General features: G+C 61.6%; 20 protein-coding genes and 1 pseudogene. 15 read left to right on the top strand and 6 right to left on the bottom strand.

Annotation, left to right across the window (positions count from 1 at the left end; all coding sequences use genetic code 11):
* Positions 1–105: 105 nt before the first annotated feature.
* The gene (locus IP81_RS16810) at positions 106–903 is read right to left on the bottom strand and encodes an SDR family oxidoreductase (RefSeq protein WP_054109161.1); all 798 of its coding nucleotides are present in this window, start codon (positions 901–903) and stop codon (positions 106–108) included.
* Between the two features lie 3 nt (positions 904–906).
* Positions 907–3,288 carry a TonB-dependent receptor gene (locus IP81_RS16805; RefSeq protein WP_082356266.1) on the bottom strand — a complete coding sequence of 794 codons (2,382 nt, stop codon included), beginning with the start codon at positions 3,286–3,288 and terminating at the stop codon, positions 907–909.
* A gap of 289 nt (positions 3,289–3,577) precedes the next feature.
* On the opposite strand from IP81_RS16805, the gene IP81_RS16800 reads away from it, so the two are divergent.
* The 13 genes and pseudogenes from IP81_RS16800 (at position 3,578) to IP81_RS16750 (ending at position 15,277) form a co-directional block, all read left to right on the top strand.
* Positions 3,578–5,125, top strand: a complete 1,548-nt coding sequence (locus IP81_RS16800) for an NAD(P)/FAD-dependent oxidoreductase (protein ID WP_082356265.1) — start codon at positions 3,578–3,580, stop codon at positions 5,123–5,125.
* A 651-nt stretch (positions 5,126–5,776) separates the two neighbouring features.
* Positions 5,777–5,860, top strand: a pseudogene (locus IP81_RS21725) (hypothetical protein); the annotation flags it as partial.
* Entirely contained in the window at positions 5,856–6,005 is a 150-nt protein-coding gene (locus IP81_RS20590) for a hypothetical protein (protein ID WP_197274686.1), read from the top strand. The pseudogene IP81_RS21725 and the gene IP81_RS20590, both read left to right, overlap by 5 nt.
* Before the next feature lie 107 nt (positions 6,006–6,112).
* Positions 6,113–8,458: a xanthine dehydrogenase family protein molybdopterin-binding subunit gene (locus IP81_RS16795; protein ID WP_054109160.1), complete on the top strand. Its 2,346-nt coding sequence runs from the start codon at positions 6,113–6,115 to the stop codon at positions 8,456–8,458.
* Entirely contained in the window at positions 8,455–9,144 is a 690-nt protein-coding gene (locus IP81_RS16790; protein ID WP_054109159.1) for a carbon monoxide dehydrogenase subunit G, read from the top strand. The genes IP81_RS16795 and IP81_RS16790 overlap by 4 nt, the downstream gene beginning before the upstream one ends.
* Entirely contained in the window at positions 9,144–9,623 is a 480-nt protein-coding gene (locus tag IP81_RS16785; protein WP_054109158.1) for a (2Fe-2S)-binding protein, read from the top strand. Before IP81_RS16790 ends, IP81_RS16785 begins: the two co-directional genes overlap by 1 nt.
* Positions 9,620–10,417 (top strand): xanthine dehydrogenase family protein subunit M, encoded by a 798-nt coding sequence (locus tag IP81_RS16780; RefSeq protein ID WP_054109157.1) that lies wholly within the window; start codon positions 9,620–9,622, stop codon positions 10,415–10,417. Before IP81_RS16785 ends, IP81_RS16780 begins: the two co-directional genes overlap by 4 nt.
* 2 nt (positions 10,418–10,419) lie before the next feature.
* Entirely contained in the window at positions 10,420–11,526 is a 1,107-nt protein-coding gene (locus tag IP81_RS16775) for an FAD-dependent oxidoreductase (protein ID WP_054109156.1), read from the top strand.
* A 52-nt stretch (positions 11,527–11,578) separates the two neighbouring features.
* On the top strand, positions 11,579–12,745 hold the full coding sequence (locus tag IP81_RS16770) for a S9 family peptidase (protein ID WP_054109155.1): 1,167 nt from the start codon (positions 11,579–11,581) through the stop codon (positions 12,743–12,745).
* The gene (locus IP81_RS16765) at positions 12,742–13,047 is read left to right on the top strand and encodes a hypothetical protein (RefSeq protein ID WP_054109154.1); all 306 of its coding nucleotides are present in this window, start codon (positions 12,742–12,744) and stop codon (positions 13,045–13,047) included. The genes IP81_RS16770 and IP81_RS16765 overlap by 4 nt, the downstream gene beginning before the upstream one ends.
* Entirely contained in the window at positions 13,040–13,867 is an 828-nt protein-coding gene (locus IP81_RS16760; RefSeq protein ID WP_082356264.1) for a 2,3-dihydroxyphenylpropionate 1,2-dioxygenase, read from the top strand. Before IP81_RS16765 ends, IP81_RS16760 begins: the two co-directional genes overlap by 8 nt.
* Positions 13,864–14,628: an alpha/beta fold hydrolase gene (locus tag IP81_RS16755; protein ID WP_054109153.1), complete on the top strand. Its 765-nt coding sequence runs from the start codon at positions 13,864–13,866 to the stop codon at positions 14,626–14,628. Before IP81_RS16760 ends, IP81_RS16755 begins: the two co-directional genes overlap by 4 nt.
* 10 nt (positions 14,629–14,638) lie before the next feature.
* Positions 14,639–15,277, top strand: coding sequence for an aspartate/glutamate racemase family protein (locus IP81_RS16750; protein ID WP_054109152.1), 639 nt, complete (start codon positions 14,639–14,641; stop codon positions 15,275–15,277).
* A gap of 41 nt (positions 15,278–15,318) precedes the next feature.
* On the opposite strand, the gene IP81_RS16745 is transcribed toward IP81_RS16750, so the two are convergent.
* A complete protein-coding gene (locus IP81_RS16745; RefSeq protein WP_054109151.1) occupies positions 15,319–16,077 on the bottom strand; it encodes an SDR family NAD(P)-dependent oxidoreductase in 759 nt (252 codons plus the stop codon).
* A 70-nt stretch (positions 16,078–16,147) separates the two neighbouring features.
* Here IP81_RS16745 and IP81_RS16740 point away from each other — a divergent pair, with 70 nt between their 5' ends.
* Positions 16,148–16,798 carry a TetR/AcrR family transcriptional regulator gene (locus tag IP81_RS16740; RefSeq protein ID WP_197274685.1) on the top strand — a complete coding sequence of 217 codons (651 nt, stop codon included), beginning with the start codon at positions 16,148–16,150 and terminating at the stop codon, positions 16,796–16,798.
* Here IP81_RS16740 and IP81_RS16735 read toward each other — a convergent pair.
* On the bottom strand, positions 16,788–19,061 hold the full coding sequence (locus tag IP81_RS16735) for a TonB-dependent receptor (RefSeq protein WP_054109149.1): 2,274 nt from the start codon (positions 19,059–19,061) through the stop codon (positions 16,788–16,790). The genes IP81_RS16740 and IP81_RS16735 overlap by 11 nt on opposite strands.
* 401 nt (positions 19,062–19,462) lie before the next feature.
* Here IP81_RS16735 and IP81_RS16730 point away from each other — a divergent pair, with 401 nt between their 5' ends.
* The gene (locus IP81_RS16730; RefSeq protein WP_054109148.1) at positions 19,463–20,704 is read left to right on the top strand and encodes an MFS transporter; all 1,242 of its coding nucleotides are present in this window, start codon (positions 19,463–19,465) and stop codon (positions 20,702–20,704) included.
* A 57-nt stretch (positions 20,705–20,761) separates the two neighbouring features.
* Here the strand turns inward: IP81_RS16730 and IP81_RS21415 are convergent, their stop codons facing one another.
* Positions 20,762–21,067 carry a transposase gene (locus tag IP81_RS21415; RefSeq protein ID WP_369800782.1) on the bottom strand — a complete coding sequence of 102 codons (306 nt, stop codon included), beginning with the start codon at positions 21,065–21,067 and terminating at the stop codon, positions 20,762–20,764.
* A partial coding sequence (locus tag IP81_RS21410) for a transposase (protein WP_231627050.1) occupies positions 21,054–21,461 on the bottom strand: 408 nt, incomplete at its 5' end. The genes IP81_RS21415 and IP81_RS21410, both read right to left, overlap by 14 nt.

Below are 21,461 nucleotides of genomic sequence, written 5' to 3'. Positions count from 1 at the left end.
CCATAACAGCTTGTGATCCTTAACAAGAGCGCGAGTCAATAGCGCCATCAGGCCTGCGCCTCGCAAGTCCGCATTCTACCGCGCCGGTGGGCCAAGTCTTGCGCTTCAGTGTTCCATGAGCGTAGCGATCGGGACTTCGCCGCGTTCGGGTCCCATGGCGAGATAGCCGCCATCCACCCGGATTTCAGTGCCGACGACAAAGCTCGATGCCCCTGAACAGAGGAACAGCACAGCACCGGCGATCTCGGCAGCCTCGGCAATACGGCCGGGCATGTGGAATGGACCGCCAACGGCATCGACTTTCGCACGGTCATTCCCGCTGAGAGCAGAAAGCACATTGGACCATGTCCAACCCGGTGCCACGGCATTGACACGCACCCCGCGCGGGGCAAATTCAAGCGCCTGGCTGCGGGTCAACTGGGCCATCGCCGCCTTGATAGCTGGATAAACGAAACGTCCGGCCTGGGCGCGGTGAGCACTGACGCTGGAAAAGTTGACGATGACACCTTTTCGCGCCGACAGCTCGTCTGCCAGCTTATGCGCCAGTACAGCGGCGCCTACCAGCCCGATGTCAAGCGCGCGCAGCCAGTTCTCCCTGCTCGTGGCAGGCCCGTCGTCGAGATATGACGTGGTGACGTTTACCAAAAAGTCGATGCCGGTGAACCGCTCGCGTGCTGCTGCCAAGCAGGCATCAATGGCGGTGTCGCTGGTGACGTCGGTTTCCACGAACATCACCCCTTCGCCCAATTCGCAAACCGCCTGCTTGCCACCGGCGCAGTCGATATCGGCAATGACCACACGACAGCCCTGATCCACGAAGGCGCGGGCCAGTTCGCGCCCGATCAGCGTAGCACCGCCGGCGATCAGAGCGGTGCGCCCGGCGAGGTCTTCATAAAGAGCCATGGCTCAAAACGTCCACTTCGCGCCGACCGACCATTCGCGCGCTCGGGCAAACATCTTTTCAAACAGGCCAAACGATGCGCCATAGACCCCGGTCTGCATGTATTGCTTGTTGGTCAGGTTGGTTATCCCGGCCGTCAACGCAACAACATCGCCAGGCAAGTTCCACGTCAGATTGGCGTTGATCAGGTGATAGCCCGGCTGGAAGAGCTCTGTCGAATTCAACGCGTCCATGAACATCCCCGAGCGGTATGACCAGTCCAGCCTACCCATCACGTTACCACCATCGGCCAGCTCAACGCTTTTTGAAACGGCGCCGCTCAGCGTCCAGCGTGCCACACGTTCGAACCGTGATGCGCGGGTAATTTCGACAGCGGCGGGATCGACCTTGGTAAACTCCGGATCGATATACCCCATGCTGCCTTCCAGAAACCAGCCGTCGCCTGGCGAAAGCCGCGCTTCCAACTCCAACCCGCGGATTTCGGCCGAAGCCGCATTCTTGGTGACAGGCGCGATGCCGGTGAAGACCTGCACCTGCAGGTCCTCGTAACGGGTCATAAAGGCCGAAGCATTCAGCGTTAGCATCCGGTTGAAAAACTGGGTCTTGAAGCCCAGTTCAAAGGCTTCTGCCGTTTCCGCACCGAACTGCGGCACAGACGCCTGAGCCGGAAACACGCGCTGGACGAAGCCACCGCTCTTGAAGCCGCGCGACCACGAGCCATAGACCATGGCATCGGGCGCGACGGTCCACGATGCGGTGACGGTGGGCGTCAGGGCATCTTCGGACTGGCGCACAGTCGCGAAAGGCAGGATGCGGATTTGGGGCGTATTGGGACTGGCAGCGATCAATGCTCCGCCGGTCTTGTCGACCAGAATTTCCTGATCCGGCAGGAAGGATTTGTCATCCTTGGTATAACGCAGGCCCGCCGTGAGAGAGACTGCTGGCGTGACGCTGAAGGTTGCCTGGCCGAACAAGGCAAAGCTTTCCGTCTGGAAGCGGCCACCTGATCGGAAAGTGACAGGTGTAAAGTCCAGAGAGTTGATATTGTTGCCCTTTTCCCGGAAGTAATAGGCACCAAAAACATATTTCAACCGCTTGTCCGCTGTTTCGCCCAGCAACTGAAGTTCCTGGCTCAACTGGTTTTGCATCAGCTTGTCTGACAGATGCAGGATCGTGAAGGGCGAATGATCGCCATCACGGGCATAGTCGCCATCGACCTCACGCCAGGCAGTGATGGACTTGAGCTGCACTGCACCAAGATCCCAGTCGAGCGTAACCTGCGCACCCCACAGGTTGTTGCGCGCGAATTGAGGTGCCGTACCGGCAGTGGCATTATCACCAACCAGGAACCGGTCGCTGAAGCAGGCCGGAGCATTGCTTTGCGGGCTATAGGGGGCAAAGCCCAGGCAAGGTTGGCCGCCAAGCAAGGCCGCGAAATAGTTGTGCAACAGGGTAAAATTGTCAGTCGGTGCATCGAAGGGCGGGTTCAGCACATAGGCCCCCGGCGTTGACGCGCTGCCGGGCGGCAACAACGGCAGCCCCTGCGGGTTGAAGATCGCCGAAGCATAAGTGACGTCGGACAGCACCATGGCCGGGCCATTGTTGCGATCGCGCGTGCCATCTACCGAAAGATTCACCTCAAAACTGTCGCTCGCCAGCCAGCGCAAGTCGAGACGGCCCGTGAGGGTGCCGACATCACCCAGTTGGCGCCCGTCAACCAAATGACGAACATAGCCGTCGCGGTTGAAGCTGGCGAAAGACACCTTTGAAAACAGCGTCTCACCGAGCGGGATACTCGCCATCCCTTTCACGTCGACGCGGCTGTAGCGCCCCGTTGTGACAGAGAACTTGCCGCCTGCCGTATCGTTCGGCTTGTTGGTCGCGATGCTGATTGCACCGCCGATCGTGTTGCGGCCAAACAAAGTGCCTTGCGGCCCGCGCAGGATTTCGACTCGCTCTACATCCACCAGATCGAGGAGAGCGCCGACAGAACGCGCGACGTAGACCCCGTCGACATAGACACCAACGCCGGGCTCGGTAGTGGGCAGAAATTCCTTCTGGCCAATGCCGCGAATGTAAATCGCGGCAGAAGAACCTGCCCCGCCAAAGCTGGGGTTATTCTGAAGTGTCAGGTTGGGGGTAAAGGCCGCCAGCCCGTCAATCCTGTCAATGCCACGCGCCTCGATCGCCTCGCCGGAAAAGGCAGAAACGGACAGCGGGATAGTCTGCACATTTTCTTCCCGCTTGCGCGCGGTAACGACAATTTCAGCGCTCAACGCGTCAATGCCGCTGCCCTCGCTCTGCTGGCCATAAGCCGTGACCGGAAGCAAGGCTGTGGATGCTAGAATGGACCCAAGAGCTGCGCGCAGATGTAGTATATTGCTCATGTGTCTGTTTCTCCCCAGACATGACGTCGATACCGGCCGGTTTTTTCCCGGCTTGATTGCGCGCAAAGTGGACATGATGCAGCGCGCACGAATATGCAGATGGTGCAGGTGATGTGCGGCGACTGCGGAATTGTGCGAAACGTCCAAAGCCCGAGCTTTGCCGGATCATAAAGCTGCCCTGACCGCACAGGATCGGCGCTCGCTGCATAGGCGCAATGCAACCCCCTCACTAGCCCTTGCCCTAGCCGGCAACGTGGTGCCCGGCCTTTCAAAGACGGGATGCATAAGCGTGAAGGAAACTGTCGCGATCATCGGAGCCGGCATCGCCGGGCTTTGCACCGCCAAGACCTTGCTGGCGCTAGGCTATGAGGTTGCGATCTTCGAGAAGGAGGCCGATCTTGGCGGAGTATGGTCGAGCTCAAGGCGCTATCCGGGGCTGACAACGCAGAACCCGCGCGAGACATATTGCTTTTCCGACTGGCCAATGCCAGCCGATTACCCCGAATGGCCCAGCGGCGCGCAGATGCACGCCTATCTGCAAAGCTATGCCGACCACTTTGGCATCACCCCGTTCATCCGCTTTGCCACTCCGGTCGAACGCGCAGATCCTCTTTCCGATGGAAGCGGCTGGACGCTTGGCTGGCAACACAACGGCAAAGCAGATCAGACGACGTTCGACTGGCTGATCGCTTGCAACGGCATCTTTTCGATTCCCGCCATTCCCGCATGGCCCGGCGCAGATGTCTTTACCGCAGCCGGGGGCGCAGTGCTGCACACCAGCCAGTTCACCAATCCGGAAATGGCGCGCGGGCAGCATGTCCTCGTCATAGGCTACGGCAAGTCGTCCTGCGATGTCGCCAATGCCGTGGCCCCCATCAGCGCCAGCACGGCTATGGTTGTGCGCCATTTGATCTGGAAAATCCCCAAGCTCATCGGCGGAGTGCTGAATTTCAAACACCTGTTCCTGAACCGGCTGGGCGAAGGCCTCTTTCCCTGGACCGAGCTCAAAGGTTTTGAAGCCTTTCTGCACGGGCCGGGCAAACCCTTGCGCAACGGGATGCTGAACACGGTGCAGGCCATAATTGGTCGACAACTCGGCCTGAAAAGGCTCCGCCTCGATCCCGGCACACCACTGGAAACCATTGCCCGCAGCACGGTGAGCCTGGTAACTGACGGTTTCTATGACAAAATCGGCTCGGGCCAGCTTGGCATCCACCGCAACAGCGAGATCGCAGAACTCAGCCCCGGCCAAGCGCGCCTGTCGGACGGCTCTTTCGTACCAGCCGATATCGTGATCTGCGGTACCGGCTGGCAGCAACGGGTCGACTTCCTGCCCGATGACGTGCGCCGCAAGGTAACCGATAGCCAAGGCAACTTCCGTCTCCATCGTTCGATGGTGCCTCTCGGCGTCCCCCGGCTCTTGTTCAACGGATATACTTCGTCGTTCTTTTGCCAGCTAAACGCGGAAATCGGCGCAGTCTGGCTGGCCGTCTTGATGCACGGAAAACTGACCCTCCCCGACGAGGCATCGATGGCCAGCCAGATCGACCTGCGCTTGGCATGGATGGAAGAACGGACTCACGGCAAGCATTGCAAGGGTACCAACATCGTGCCTTTTTCAATCCACCACATCGATGAACTGCTACAAGACCTTGACCTCGCTCTGCCAAGGCGAACGCGGTTCCTGCAATGGCTGCGAACAGTTCGTGCCGATGATTTTGCCACCGTCTGGCCAGACGCCGTCAGAAAACTCGCTTTGACTGGCAAGAACTTCAGCCAAAGCCCCGCTCCGGCAAGGTTGAACAAGTTTTCCAACAACATCTCTTTGCCGACATGACAGGCCGGAGTTACATCTAGGTTGTATCGCTTTTTGAAGTGCGCGAGAAAATGAAAATGTGAGCGTTTGTGCGAAGCTGCCAATAAAATAGCTGCAAAACCGTCTACATGGTTTTCAGCCCTCGCGCTCGAAATTTGGGGGCACCACAGGTGGTACTGCCCTGACTAATCGAAAAATATATTATTACGTATCAATATTTTGATGTATTCATCTGAAGGAATCCGTCTCCGCCATTCTACATATTCAATAGACATCAGACTTAGTCAAAAGTGCCGGTTTTTCCGACTTTCGGCGTGTCGTGCGTAGTCACCAATAGCCAACGATATCCTGCTGATGCCGGTTGATTGGGGGTACGGATGGAGGGACTGACTCATGAATTTGGGGATACGCTGAATTGCTGGGTTTGGCCGATTGGCCACCACCTTCGACGTTTCAGGGTTCTCGTGCTCCCGTTCAAATTTATTCATATCTTATAAGTGTTTATTAGCTGCCTGGTCCGCACTTGAGCCAGTCGGCATGCCATGAGTAGGTAATCTTGAAGCAAAGTGAACGCTAATGCCTAGAGGAAATTTAAGATGTTAACCGATGGTGAGTGTCGCGCCGCGCGTCGACGGAAGAAGGCATATAAGTTGGCTGATCTAAGCGGGCTATATCTGTTCGTGTCAGTCACTGGCCATAAAAACTTGGCAGCACCAATACAGGCTTGATCGCAAAAAAAGATACCGCTTCATTGGCACTTATCCGGAGATCAGCCTGCGGCATGCGCGGGCAGCGCGAGATGCAGATATGGGCCACAGCATTCGCGTTTAAGATCGTCTATGGCGGAGCGCTCGGTGCGCTCGTCACCCAGACGGGCCTGCGCGAAGCGCTTTCATGCTGATATCCTCGCCCGATTGAGCCAGCCTGCGACACGAAGACACAAATCGGCTTGACTGTACGAACGTACTGGATAACACCACCCGAAGAACAATTTGAGTTCGGGAGGGCATGGTGGCGGGTTTCGGTATCGGGCAGGCAGTCCTGCGCGGAGAAGATCGGCGCTTCATTACAGGCAAGGGCCGATACGTTGACGATGTGCGGCTGCCGCACATGCTGCACGCTGCCGTCGTATATTCCTCGCACGCGCACGGGCTGATCCGGTCAATCGACACGCACGAGGCAAAGCAGGCTCCCGGCGTCGTCGCCGTGCTCACCGGTCAGGACGCGTTGGCCGACGGCCTTGGCGGGTTGCCGCCCTACTTCATGCCATCGGACATGGGCGGCCCACCCGGCCATCGCACGATCAGACCGATTCTCGTGACTGACCGTGTCCGCTGCGTCGGGGACCGCGTTGCCGTCGTCATCGCCCAGTCCGCCCGTGAAGCGCGCGAGGCTGCCTCGCTCGTCGCGATCGAGATCGCCCCGCTTGCCGCCGTCACCACGCCAGCCGCCGCCACAACGCCGGGCGCCCCTGCGGTGTGGGACGAATGCCCCGGCAACGTCTGCTTCACTCTCGAATTCGGCAATCGCGAGGCCACCGACCGGGCGTTCGCATCGGCCAGCCTCGTCGTCGCGCTGACGATCCTTAACAACCGCATCAGCGCCAACCCGATCGAGCCGCGCGTCGCGCTCGGCACCTATGATGCGGCGGACGACAGCTTCATCCTGCACACCAGTTCGCAGAATCCCCATGGCGTCCGCCACGTGCTGGCCCAGTCGGTGTTCGGCCTGCCGGAAAGCCGCTTCCGGGTGATCTCGCCCGACGTCGGCGGCGGTTTCGGAATGAAGGCCGACGCCTATCCCGAAGACGCCCTCGTGCTGTGGGCCTCACGCCGTCTCGGACGCCCGGTAAAATGGGTCTCCACGCGGTCAGAAGCGCTGATGGGTGACAACCACGGCCGTGACCAGATCTCGGAGGCCGAACTCGCGCTCGACGACACGGGCCGTGCGCTCGGCCTCAGGGTCAGGGCGCAGCAGGGTCTGGGCGCTTACGTCCAGTCAGCAGCCGTAGCGCCGATCACTTACGCCATGCGCATGCTGCCCGGTGTCTACGACATCCCCGCCGTCCACTGCAGCAATTCGGCAGTCTTCACCAACTGCTCGCCCACCGGCCCCTATCGCGGCGCAGGCCGGCCCGAGGCCTGCTTCACGCTGGAGCGCCTGATGGACGAGGCCGCGGTGCTACTCGGGCTGGACCGGGTTGAAATCCGCCGACGCAACCTCATCCCGGCCAGCGCCATGCCACACACCACCGCCACCGGCGTCACTTACGACAGCGGCGATTTCGCGCAGATGATGGACCGCTGCCTCGTCCTTGCCGACTGGGACGGCTACGATCAGCGCACGGCGGACAGCGAAAGCCGCGGCCTGCTCAGGGGCAGAGCGGTCACGACCTATCTCGAAAGCGCCGGCGTATTCAACGAGCGGATGGAACTGCGCTTCGATCCCGAAGGCAACGTCACCATTCTCGCCGGAACGCACAGCCACGGCCAGGGCCACGCCACGGTCTTCCCGCAGCTCGTGCACGAATGGCTAGGCGTGCCCTATGACCAGATCCGCTATCTCCAGGGCGATACCGACAAGGTCGCCTTCGGTCGCGGCACATATGCCGCGCGCAGCTCCTTGCTGGGCGGCACCGCACTCCACGCCGCAGCGCAAAGCGCAATTGCGCAGGCCAGAACCATGGCCGCAGCCCTGCTTGATGCGGCCGAGACCGAGATCGACTTCGCCGATGGCCTGTTCAGCGTCCGGGGAACCAACCGCAGCCTTGCGTTCGTCGATGTGGCCAAGGCGTTTTTCCGCCCGATGGGCAAGCCGGGCGGCCTTTCGCTGGGCTTTACCGTTCAGGGCACAGCCGGCGGCGAAAGCCCGAACTTCCCGAACGGCGCGCATGTCTGCGAAGTCGAAGTGGACCCTGAAACCGGCGCGATCCACATCGACCGCTACGCCGTGGTTGATGATGTCGGCCACGTCCTCAACCCGATGGTCTGCGAAGGCCAGATCGTCGGCGGCATCGCGCAAGGACTGGGCCAGGCCCTGATCGAGCAGGTCGTCTACGATCCCGAAAACGGCCAGTTGCTGAGCGGCAGCTTCAGCGATTACGGCATGCCAAGAGCCACCATGATGCCGCTGCACATCCAGTCGGAACTGGCCGAAATTCCCTGCAAGACCAATCCGCTGGGCGTGAAGGGCGTTGGCGAGTCCGGCACCATCGGCTCCCCCGCCACGCTGGTCAACGCCGTGCTCGATGCGCTGCGAAGCGTTGGCGTGACAGATATCACCATGCCGCTCACGCCCGTCAAAGTCTGGACGGCGATCGAGCAGGCTCGGCAGACAACAAGGGACGCAGCATGAAGTTCACCGGCGAATATCGCATCGAAGCCCCGCGCGAAACGGTCTGGGCAGCGATCAACAATCCCGAAATCCTGCGCCAGTGCATTCCCGGTTGCGAGGAGATCGCCTGCAACACCCCGACCGACTGGACCGCAAAGGTCACGACCAGAGTCGGCCCGGTCAAGGCGCGGTTCACCGGCAACATCCGGCTGGAAGATCTCGAACCACCCGCGCGGTGCCGCATCGTCGGCGAAGGCAACGGCGGTCCTGCAGGCTTTGCCACGGGCGGGGCCACCGTCGAACTCACCGAAGCCGATGGCGCGACGCTGCTTGTCTATGAGGCTGACGCGCAGATTGGCGGCAAACTGGCGCAGATCGGCTCGCGCCTGATCGACAGTTTTGCCAAGCGCTACGCCGACGAGTTCTTTGCCGCTTTCGCAAGGATCGTCGCCGAGGGCGAGACCCTGCCAGCGCCCACTGCCCCGGCCTCCACGCCTGCGCCAGCCCCCTCATCCGCGCCAACCCCGTCATCCGCGCCACAACCGGTGGCAGCGGCGGTGCCTCAAGGCACTGCGCCCAGCTACCCGCCGAACGTCCCGGCCCATTACCCGCCGCAGCCCGGCTGGCGCTTTGATAGCCAGAGCTTCGTCATCGTCGTGCTGGCGCTGCTTCTCGTGTTCATGACGATCATGGTCGGGGTGAAGTGATGTCGCGCGAACCGACCAGCCGCGTCGAGATCGAGGTGAACGGCCAGATCGTCGCGCATGATGTGCCCAACCGGACGCTGCTGGTGGATTTCCTCCGCGACGTTCTGGACCTGACCGGCACCCATACGGGATGCGATACCAGCCAGTGCGGTGCCTGCACCGTCCATCTCGATGGCATCGCCATCAAAAGCTGCACAATCTTTGCCGTGCAGGCCCACGACAAGGTGGTGACGACCATCGAAGGGCTTGATCCCGATGGCAGGCACCCGCTCCAGACCTGCTTTCAGGAATGTCACGCCCTGCAGTGCGGCTTTTGCACGCCGGGCATGATCATGGCGGCAGCCTCGCTGCTCAACGTCGTGCCCGAACCCGATGCCGAGGATGTGCGCGAAGCGCTCGAAGGCAACCTGTGCCGCTGCACCGGCTACCAGCCCATCGTCGAAGCCGTGCTCCGCGCCAGCAAGGAGCTGGCGCAATGACGCCCTTCACCTATCACAGCCCGGCCACGCTTGATGAGGCAAGCGCACTCTTGCTCGAAAGCCCCGATGCGCGCGTGATCGCCGGGGGCATGACGCTTATCCCCACGCTCAAACAAGGGCTCGCCCGGGTCGATCGGCTGATCGACCTTGCCGGCATCGAAGCGCTCTACGGTATCGAGACACGCGGCAACACGCTGCGCATCGGCGCCATGACCCGCCATCACGACGTGGCGACATCCCCGCTCGTGCTGGCCCGGCTGCCCGGCCTTGCCACACTGGCAAAGGGCATCGGTGATTTTCAGGTGCGCAATCGCGGCACGATCGGCGGTTCGGTGGCAAACAACGATCCGGCGGCAGACTATCCCGCAGCGCTACTCGCCCTTGGCGCGACGGTCATCACCAACCGTCGCCAGATTGCCGCAGAAGCTTTCTTCACCGGCATGTTCGGCACTGCGCTCGAAGAGGGAGAACTGATCGCGGCGGTCGCGTTTCCGGCGGATATCCGGTGCGCCTATGCCAAGTTTGCCAATCCGGTGTCGGGTTATGCCATGGCCGGCACATTCGTGGCGCTGGCCGAAGGTGGCGTACGCGTGGCCGTGACCGGGGCCGGCCCCGGTGTGTTCCGCTCCACGCTTCATGAAGCTGCATTGCGTGAGCGTCTGCACCCCGACGCCGCGCGAAGCGTTCCCCTGCCTGAAGATGGCATGATTTCCGATTTCCACGCGACGGCTGCCTACCGGGCGCACCTCGTCAGCGTGATGACAGCACGTGCTCTGGAGGAATTGCTTTCGTGAACATGATAAAGACGGCGCTGGTTGTGGGCGGCGGCATCGCAGGCATGTCTGCTGCCATCGAACTTCGGCGCCGGGGCATAGCGGTCGACCTCATCGACCTCGATCCGCAGTGGCGGGTCTATGGTGCGGGCATCAGCATCACCAGCCCCTCGTTCCGCGCATTCGGCGAACTTGGCATCCTCGATGAAATTCTCGCCGAAGGGTATTCCGGAAGCGGCATCCGCATCTGCGACATTCATGGCCACCCCATCGAGGAAGTCCGCGATCCTGAAGGCCTGCCGGGCAGCGGAGGCATCATGCGCCCGGTGCTGCACCGGATCCTTGCCGGGCATACGCGCGCTGGCGGCACCAATGTCCGCCTCGGCATCACGGTCGCCTCGCTTAAGCAGAACGGCGAAGGCGTCGATGCCGAATTCACCGATGGTTCGACCGGCAGCTACGATCTGGTGCTCGGGGCCGACGGCCTCTATTCCCGCGTCCGGTCGCTGATTTTCCCCGATGCCCCCGCACCGGTCTACATGGGACAGAGCGTCTGGCGGCTGTTTGCCCCGCGCCCTGCCTGGTTTGACCGTAGGCACTTCTTCCTTGGCGGTCGGATGAAGGTTGGTGCCGCGCCGGTATCGCGCGATCACCTCTATCTCTTCCTGCTCGAAAAGACCGAGCGGCACCCGATCATCCCCGACGAGGAACTGCCCGACCGCATGCGCTTCCTGATGGAAGGCTATGGCGGGCTCGTGGGCGAACTGCGCGATTCCATCAGCCCGGAAAGCTCGATCATCATGCGCCCGCTCGAAGCGCTCGTCCTGCCTGAACCTTGGCACAAGGGACGCATCCTGCTGATTGGCGATGCAGCCCATCCCACCACGCCGCAGCTGGCGTCGGGAGCCGGGATGGCGGTAGAGGACGCGGTGGTGCTCGGGCAGGAAATCGATCATTCGGCCAACCCCGACGAAGCCATCGCGCGCTACATGCAGCGCCGTCTTGCCCGCTGCAAACTCGTTGCGCACAATTCGATGGAGATCGGACGGCTCGAACAGCGACAAGCGCCCCCGGCCGAGCAGACCGCACTGGTCGCGCAGTCGCTGCGGGTTCTCGCCGAACCCATCTGAACAGTTCTTTTTTTGACCATCACTGTACAATCGTACGGCACCGGAGACCGTTATGTTTGATCAAGAACCCCGCCTGCCGCCGCGCACCGGTGATCCCGCCGACGAACGCCCACGGACGCTGGAGGAAGCCAAGGCCTGGATGCTCGATCGCGCCGCCAAGAAGATCCACCCGATGAACAACCTGAGCGTGGAAGACACCGCTTCGGTGGTCGACGGGCTGCGCGGGCTCGATCCGGTAAACTGGGCATCGGCGTGGATCGAAGCGGGTGAAGCCGCCTTCGCACAGGCCGAAGCACAGACCGACCCGGCAAGCCGCCGGAACGGGTTCCTCAGGGCGCACGGTTTTTTCTTCATGGGCCGCTTCCCCTGCCCCAACCATCCCGACAAGCTGATCAGCGCACAGCGCGAACGCGACGCCTACCTTGCGGCTGCCGCCATGTTCGATCCCCCCGCGATGCGTGTGGTTGTTCCGTTTGACGGCAGGGACGGCGAAGGCCGCGAGACGATATTCCTCTATCGTCGGCCGGCAGGCGTTGAAAAGCCGCCGGTCATCATGATGTGGGGCGGGGTTGACGCGTGGAAGGAACAGATGACCATCGCCAGCGATCTCGCGCTTGCCCAAGGCGTGGCGACGATCGCAATTGACGGTCCGGGCACGGGCGAATCTCCGGTGAAGGGCGTGCCCGATGCCGAACGCCAGTTCCTGCCCGCGATGGACTGGGCCGCTGCACAGCCTGATCTCGACGGCGCACGCATCGGCCTGCTCGGCCGCTCGTTCGGGGGCTACTGGGCCACGAAGCTCGCCCATGTCGTGCCCGATCGCATTGCCGGCGCGGTGAACTGGGGCGGCGGTGCGCACTTCATGTTCCAGCGCGAATGGATCGAACGTTCGCGCCACCCCGACAGCTACCTCATGGAACTCGTCGAAACGCGCATGCGGATGCTCGGCGTCGATACCGAGGAAGGCTACGTCGAGGCCTTTGCCAGGCTCAGCCTCGTCGATCAGGGGTTGCTCGATCAGCCCTGCGCACCGATGCTGCTGGTCAACGGCCGGGGTGACAGCCAGTGCCCGGTCGCCGATATCGACCTCCTGACCGGTCACGGCACGCCCAAGGCGGTGCGCATGTTCCCGGGCGGGCACATGGGCATCACCCCGCACACCCTGCCGCTCATCGTCGATTGGCTCTGCGCAAAGGTAAAGCATAGGGGAGGAGCATGAGCGCGCGCAACTGGATCGAGGCCATTCCTTCCGAGCAGGCCTATGCGATCAACCGGATGATGTACGACATCCAGCACGACCGTGAAGAGGAGAAGCGCTTCTTCGCCGATCCTGCCGCCTACATCGGCAATGCCCCCCTCACCGACGAAGCGCGCGAGGCTCTGGCCAGGACCGACATCGGCAAGCTCTACCTGCTCGGCGCCAATCCCTACCTGATGCGCGCCTATTGCCTGCAACTGCGCATTCCCGAACAGGACTATCTGGACGCCCTGCGCGCCGTGGAGGACCAGGCTTATGGCTGATATCGTCGGCATCTTTGCCGTAAGTCACACCCCCGTGATGACCAACGCTCCCGATACACCGGGCGCGGAGCTGCGCGATGCGGCGTTCAACCAGTATCGCCGGGTCGGAGAAGAGATCGCCGCGCTCGATCCCGATGCCGTGGTGCTCGTGTCGAACGATCACCTGCACAACTTTTTCCTCGATAACCTGCCCGCCTTCTGTATCGGCATCGCGGCCGAATATCCCAGCCCGGTCGAAGGCTGGCTCAAAGTCCAGAAGCATATCCTCCCGGGGCATCCCGCCCTCGGCGCACACATCCTGAACGAGGTCATGGACAGCGGCTTCGATCCCTCGTTCTCGATGGAACTCACCCTCGATCACGGCGTGATGACCCCGCTCGATCTCGCCGGGATCGCGGGACGCCATCCCATTGTCCCGATCCAGGTCAACGCTGTGCAGCCGCCGATGCCCTCCATGCGCCGCTGCGTCGCGCTGGGGCATGCGATCCGGCAGGCCATCGCCTCGTTCGACAGCGTGGCACGGATCGCGGTCCTCGCCACCGGTGGCCTCAGCCATGATGTCGGAACCCCGCGCATGGGCCGCCTGAACGATACCTTCGACCGCACCTTCCTCGCCCACCTTGAAGAGGGCGGCCCGGACAACGCGGCAGACTACGCGGCGGAACACGTCAACACCGCCGGCAACGGGGCGGAAGAGGTCCGCAACTGGCTGGTCGCCCACGGCATCGCCAACTGCGCCCCGTTCGAAACCTACTACTATCGTGGCATGGCCCAGTGGTACACTGGCATCGGGCTCGGCCGCTGGAGACTGCCGGCATGAGCCTCAACTACCATCTCGAAGGTGCCGAAGACGCGCCGGTCCTCGTCCTGCTCCACGCCATCGCGACCTCGTCCGAGCTGTGGCGGCCCCAGCTCGGCGTTCTGTCGCGGCACTTCCGCGTCGTCCGCATCGACCTGCCCGGCCATGGCCAGAGCGCCCTGCTCCACCCCGATGCGACATACGCCGACTATGCCGATGCCGTAGCCGCCACGCTGGCGGGCGCTGGTATCGACCGCTACGTGCTGGCGGGCCTGTCGTTCGGTGCGATGGTCTCGATGCAAGTCGCCGTCCGCCATGCCGTCAGCGTGCGCGGCCTGGTGCTCGCCAATTGTATGGCGAAGACCCCGCCGCCCGTCGCGCAAATGTGGCAGAACCGGATCGCCGCGGTCGCAAGCAACGGCATGGACGGCCAAACCGCCCCCACGCTCGAGCGCTGGTTCACGCCCGGCTTCCACGCCAAGGCTCGGCTCACTGTCGAATGGGTGCGCAGCATGATCCTCAACACCCCGCCGCAAGGCTTCATCGCCGCTGCTGGCATGATTTCGACGATGGACCATAGCGGCCTCCTGCCGCAGATTGCCTGCCCGACGCTGGTGCTCGCCGGTGCCCACGATCAGGCCGCCCCGGTTACGGGACTGGAAGCGATCGCCGCGCAGATCCCCGGCGCCCGCCTCGAAACGCTCGACGCCGCGCACCTTGCCAATGTCGAAGCCCCGGTCGCCTTTGCCGAGGCCGTCGGCAGCTTCGCCCACAGCCTGTGATGGAGCGGCCATGACCCGAGTCTTCCTGATCCACGCGCTGCGGGAATCGGTCCAGCCGATCAATACGGCGTTCGATGCGCACTGGCCCGAGGCAGATCGGGCCAACCTGCTCGACGACAGCCTGTCGGCTGACCGCGCGCGCGATGGCGAACTGACCGACGCGATGATCGATCGCTTCCTCATCCTCGGGCGCTATGCCCGCGATGCCGGGGCGGATGCGATCCTGTTCACCTGCTCGGCATTCGGTCCGGCCATCGACGCGGTGGCCGCAGACCTCGCCCCCATGCCGGTGCACAAGCCCAACTCGGCCATGATCGACGCAGCACTTGCGCATGGTGGCAGGATCGGTCTGATGGCCAGCTTCGCACCCACACTGCAAAGCATGTTGCCCGAATTTCCTGACACCACGCAGATCGTGACGCGCCACTGCGCCGGTGCCCTCGAAGCGCTGGCCGCAGGCAACGCCGCAGAACACGACCGTATTGCCGCCGCAGCTGCGGCTGAATCCTTCGGCGATTGCACACTGGTGGCCCTCGCCCAGTTCAGTCTCGCCCGCGCAGCGCGCGCAGTGGGTGAGGCGACCGGCCTGCCGGTCCTCACCACCACTGAATGCGCAGTGCTCGCATTGAGGAAGCAGGTTGAAGGCTGAGAGCCTGATCGCGTGGGGCATGCTGCCATGCCCCAAACGCATCAGGCGCTCATACCACCGTCAACCATCAGGCAACTTCCGGTCGTGTAGCTGCTCTCGTCGCTCGCAAGGAACAGCGCAGCACGCGCGACCTCATCGGGCCGAACATGCCGTGCGAGCGGGATCATGGCGTTGAACATGGCATGAGCATCGCGCCCAGTATTGGCGGTCATCTGGGATTCAGCGGCGGCCATGAAGGCGTTGTCCACCGGGCCGGGGTTGATCGTGTTCACACGGATGCCGCGCTTGCCAACGTCCTTCGCCACGCTGCGGACAAGGCCGACCAGCGCATGCTTCGCGGCGACGTAAGCGCAGTTCGCGGGCACGCCCATGATGCCGACCACGCTCGATGTGATGATCACGGATCCGCCCTCGCGCATGTGTGGCAGCGCCGTCCGGCAGGACAGATAGGCCCCGCGCACGTGCACCGCCATGATCGAATCGAAGATATCCTCGGGATAGGCATCGATCGGCACGATCGGCCCGTCGTTGCCGGCATTGCTGAACAGCACATCGATCGCGCCGAACGCCTCGAGCGCCTTATCGACATAACGCTGCGTATCCGTACTCAGGCTCACATCTGCCGTGATCGTGGCGACGCGCTCGCTTTGCAGCACGGCCTCGGCATCGCGCAGCGCCTGTTCGGATCGATCTACCAGCAAGAGGCGCGCGCCTTCGTCGAGGAATATCCTGGCGGCAGCAAGACCGATGCTGCCGGCGCCTCCAGTGATGATGCAAACCTTGTTTTCCAGTCTATTCATGGCGAACCTTTCCGGTGGTTTGTTGCTCTTTTACAGAAGCGTTCTATGGTCGGCGCAAAGGTGGGATAACGTGAACAGGTCGAAGAAAGATCGTATACTCGACGCTGCCGAGCAGCTGTTTTCCGAGCGAGGCTTTGATGGCGTGTCGATGCGCAACGTGGCGGACACCGCTGAGGTTGGGCTTGGTTTGGTCACGTATCATTTCACAACCAAAGATGTCCTGTTCGAAGATGTTGTCACCCGCCGCGCTGAGGTGCTCAATAGCGAGCGCCGGAAGCTTCTCTCCGAACTTGATAACCCTTCGCTGGAAGAGCTGTTGGAGGCCTTTTTCGAGCCGTACCGCCGCTTCATTGCGTCTGGTTCGAAAGGTTGGCGCGCCTATGCTCGTTTGCACGCGATCCTCACCCAAGACTCACGATGGACGGATCTGGCTGCACGCAGTTTTGGGGCAGTGGCTCTTGAAATGGTCGAACGGATCATGATGGCTGAACCTGCAATCAGCAGAGGCGAGGCCGTCCGAGGGTACGTACATGTCATCGGAATTATGGTTAGCGTCTTTGCCGAGACTGGATTGATCGACCGGTTTTCTGATGGAGCAATCTCTAGCCGCGACGTAGCAACCAGCATCTCGCCGATGGTGCGCTTCGGTGCCGCAGGAATCAGGGCGCTGGCGATCAGTGAAACTGCCGCCAGCGCCCCGCTGGTCACGCTCAATAGTTGAACGACGCACGCAGCCCGTAAGTCCGTGGCGGACGCAGGGCATTGTACACGATCGGCACGACCGGCCGCAGCACGGAAGACGCGAAGATCGTCTCGTTTTCGACATTGTTGACAAAGCCGGTGATCGACCACCGCTTGTCCGCATCTCCCACGGTCAGGTAGAGGTCGGACGACATGTAACCGCCCTGCCTGCTTTCCGGCAAGTATTCGATACCGAGGAAACGGGAAGACTCGATCCGGGTACGACCGCCGGGCGTAACCAAAAGATCGGCAAGCACGAAGTCGTGCTCGTAGCCACCGCTAAACGACCACCTCGGCGCGTTGACAGCCGGACGCCCCGCGCAGTTGACGGCATAGAGGGCGGCTGGAGCGGCCACTGCAATTGACGTGTCACGCGTCACCGGGCAGCCACTGCGCGGAGGAGCGCCGTTCGCGGAAATCTGCGTGTAGACGAAGCTTTCGTACTTCGAATTCAGGTACTGCAGGTTGGCGCTGAAACGATCCTGCGGCGTAGGCTGGAACAGCAATTCCGCTTCGACACCGAACATGCGGGCGTTGCCTGCATTCACGGTCTTGCCGCCCGCGCCAAACACCCCAATCGATGTCTCGACCGGCCCGACGAAGCCGATCTGCTGATCGCGGTACTTCCAGTAGAAGGCCTCAATGTTGAGCTGGAGCTTGTTATCGAAGAACCGATTTTTTGACCCGATTGTAAATGCAGTGAGTTCTTCCGGCGCGAAGGTGTTGTTACGGATAGCGACGAAGAAGCCGCCCGCCTTGAAGCCGGTCGCGACGTTGGCATAGAGCAGCGAGCGCGGAGCAAGGTCGAACTCGACGCCTCCCTTCCACGTCACCTTGTCGAACGTCAGGTCGCCCGTCACTGTGCGGAACGGCGGGTTGGGATTGGCCAGCGTCACCTGTCGCAGTGGCGTGACCAGCGACTTGTCTTCCTTGGTGTAGCGTGCACCACCTACGAGCCGCAACTGATCGTTGATATCAAAGGTCAGCTCGCCAAAGATCGCCTTGCTCTTGGTTTCCAGATTGGGATTGAACGTAGTTGAAGTAATGCGACCCTGAGTGAAGGTGTTCTGCGCGGCCTGATCTTCTTTGAATAGGAAGCCACCCAAAACATAACGCAGGCGCTGATCGCTGGCCGATGCTAAACGAACCTCGAGGCTGTACTGGTTGTCGATTTCCTGCACACGGGATAGGAAACCTAGGGCATAGGACAGGAAGTCAGGCTCGCTACGGCGGTATGCGGGAATAACGGTAAGCGTGGCAAAGCCCAGGTCCGCCTCTATCGTACCGGTTACCCCGTAGAAGTGGCTGTCGACGAAGCCATCGTCGCGCGGCATGGCGGCGATACCGGTATTGGCCGCAGTGGTGAGCGTTGGGAAGTTCGCAGCGACTGCAGCATGACTTATCGGGTCAGACCCACCGATGCGGGCGCTTGCTGCGGGAGCGTTCTGCGTAAGCGGCCCGCGCACCAGAACCGAGCCCACGCCCTTGCCGCCTTGGTGATAGTAATCGCCCATCAGCGAAATCTTCAAGGTCTCGGTCGGCTCGAAAAGCAGCGAGGCGCGCAGGGCCTGCCCGTTGTCGTCATCATAACCGTCGGACATGTAACCATCGCGATCCGCCACCTGACCGGCAATGCGCAGGGCCGCCCTCTCGCCCAACGGGATGTTAACGGCGGCCTGCGCCTTCACAGAACTATAGTTGCCCGCTTCAATCATTGCGCTTCCGCCATACTTGCCCAGCTCAGGCAACTTGGGCAGGACGTTGATCGCACCGCCGGTGGCATTGCGACCATAAAGCGTGCCTTGCGGCCCCTTGACCACTTCAAGGCGTTCAAGATCGAAGAATGTGCCCAGCGGCGATGTGGGACGTGCGACATAGACGCCAGCGAAGTTGAACGCGATGGCATTCTCGGCGAAGGCATTGGTGGCATAGGATCCGACGCCGCGAAGATAGAAGTTTGTGCTCGAACCACCGTTAGGTTGCGCGACAAGCGCGGGCACCAGTTTGCTGATGTTTGAGACGTCTGAAATGCCCGCGGATATAAGCTGATCAGGCGCGACTGCTGACACCGCGACAGCGACTTTCTGGAGATTTTCTTCGCGGCGCTGCGCGGTCACCACAATCTCGGAAATGCCGGTAGGCTCGTCCCCCGGTGTCTCTTGCACTGCCTGCGCCAGCGCCTGCTGGCTCATGCCCAGAACCAGAACCGAAGACGTTTGCAGAATCAGTTTGTGCAGTCTCATGACTTCCCCTCCGTTGCGGCTCTACGGCCACTAATTGAACAAACAGTACGTGCGTACAAACTGTACGATCGTACAGACGGAGTCAATCCCATTTTCGCGGTTCAGGGAGCACCACTTTTTTTCGGCAATTTCACCTTTACGGCTGCCGTCGGGTAAACTTGGCTCCGAATGTAAAAACGCGGAAAGCCCGTATACTACAGCAAGATCAATGCTCGGACGATGCGCTAACCAAGCGGCTTGACATTATACCGTACGATCGTACGGTTTGTGCGTAATCAACAGACAAGCGGCACATGACCGGCTTCTCAAGATATGCTCGGAAGGTTGATGGCGTGGCAGCGTGATCCTCCGATCAGCAGGCCCGTCGATACGATACTTGGGGGTGAAACGTGTCTAGAAGCATGGCCGAAGCTACGGAAATTCCGCAGTCTGACCGCGATGGCGCAAAAGGTTGGACAGTCGCCCTTGTCGCGATGTCCTGTCTGATCGTCGGGCCAAGCTCACTGCTCGTTTCCAGCTTCGGCGTTCTGCTGGAACCGCTCTCTGTTCGCTATGGCTGGAGCCGAGGAGAGGTTGGCCTCGCTGTGACCTTCATGGCGGCGGGAATCATGCTCTGTAGCGTACTTCAGGGCGCTTTGATTGACCGGTTCGGATCGCGACGCGTGGTGCTGACCAGCATTCCCTGCTTTTCTGTGGCACTGGCCGGACTTTGCCTCCTGCCCAGTTCGCTGCCGCTATTCTACGCAACGTGGTTCGCCCTTCCCTTTGCGTCCGTTGGACTGTGGCCGGCATCGTATCTCAGGGTCGTGAGCGGATGGTTCGACCGAAAGCTCGGCTTGGCAACTGGCGTCGCTAATGCCGGCATTGCGGTGAGTGTTGTCTTGATACCGCCTTCCCTTGCTGCCATCGCGGCACGGGTAAGCTTGAACGCGTCCTATCTCACCATGGCCGCTCTTGCGCTGGTGGCCTTCCCGATCGCGCTGCTGGGCTTGCGCGAATTGCCGATCCTGCATTCGCCGTCCGTTGCCGGGCCGACCCAGTCACTGACATATGCCCGGATTATTCGGGATCCTTCTTACCGCCTGATTGCCGGATGCTTTTTGCTGCTCGGGCTGACCGGCACGGGACTTGTCGCCAATTTGGTGCCGATCCTGCAATCGAAAGGCCTGTCGACCGGGCAGGCGCTCAACGGTCTTGCCATCTTTGGCGTCATGAACCTGCTGGGCCGACTGTTCACCGGATACCTGCTCGACCAAATGCATGTTTCCCGCGTTTACTGGCTTCTCATGATTTCAACGATCGTTTCGCTCATCGTGCTCGTTCTGCCAGCCCCAGCCTTGGCCAAGATCGCCGCTGTGGGTGCACTCGGCCTACTGGCGGGCGGCGAATTCGATATCTTGGCCTTCAGCTTGCGCCGTTATTTCGGTCTGGCTAACTTCGGCCGCATGTACGGGTTGGCCTTCAGCCTCTTCCAGCTCGGCGCCGGAATAGGCGCCGCCCTTCTCGCCCTCAGCGTCGACAGATTGAAGCACTATGACTTCGGCCTGATCGTACTGGCTGTATCAGCCTTCGCGAGCGCCCTCCTCCTCGGCCGTCTCGGACCCTATCCATCGGTCGCTGGCGAGATTGACGCGGGGCGCTGAATTCGGGGCAGCGAGGGCACCACTGCTTTTTACCCTAGGCGATGCTGACAAAAGACTTCAGCGAGTGGCCGCGAGGTTGAGGAAGCTCTCGAAGGATAGGATGGTCTTGTCGTAGCAGGTGGCGATACGGCGCTGTTGCTTGAGCTTGCCGAACATGTGCTCGACGCGGTTGCGGTCCCGGTAGCGGCGATAGTCGGGATGCTCTGGCACCTTGCGGTTCGAGCGGGGCGGAATGACGGGCAGGATGTCCCGGATCAGCAGGCTCTCCCGGAAGCGGTCGCCATCATATCCCTTGGGTGTGGTGACCGGGATCTGCATCAGCGGCTCGGCTGCGGTATAATCCGAAGCCTCACCGCCAGTCAGGATGAAGCCGAGAGGCAGTCCCTGATTGTCTCAGCGGGCGTGGATCTCGCTCGTAAGGCCGCTGCGTGATCGACCAAAAGCCTGCGCACAAGCCCCCCCCTTTTCCGCCCACTGCCGAAACATGGCCGCGAATGCTGGTGCTGTCGATCATGTGCTGCCAGTCGTCGGTCAGACCAAGATCAACCAGCGTTTGCAGTAGTGCATCCCAAACGCCCTGTTCGGCCCAGCGCCGGAACCGGGCATAAACCAAGTTCCACTTGCCGTAACGCTCGTGCATATCGCGCCAAGAGTAGCCGACCCGCAGCACGTGGAGCATGCCATTGAGAAAGAACCGGTTATCTCCCACCGGTCGTGCCCAGCGGCTCCGCTCTGACGGCAGCAGCGGCTCGAACAG

Origin of the sequence: Novosphingobium sp. AAP83 (genome assembly GCF_001295795.1) — a bacterium.
Classification (GTDB): Bacteria; Pseudomonadota; Alphaproteobacteria; order Sphingomonadales; family Sphingomonadaceae; genus Novosphingobium.
The sequence above is the reverse complement of the archived record's forward strand: the minus strand, read 5'-3'. Positions and strand labels throughout refer to the sequence as shown.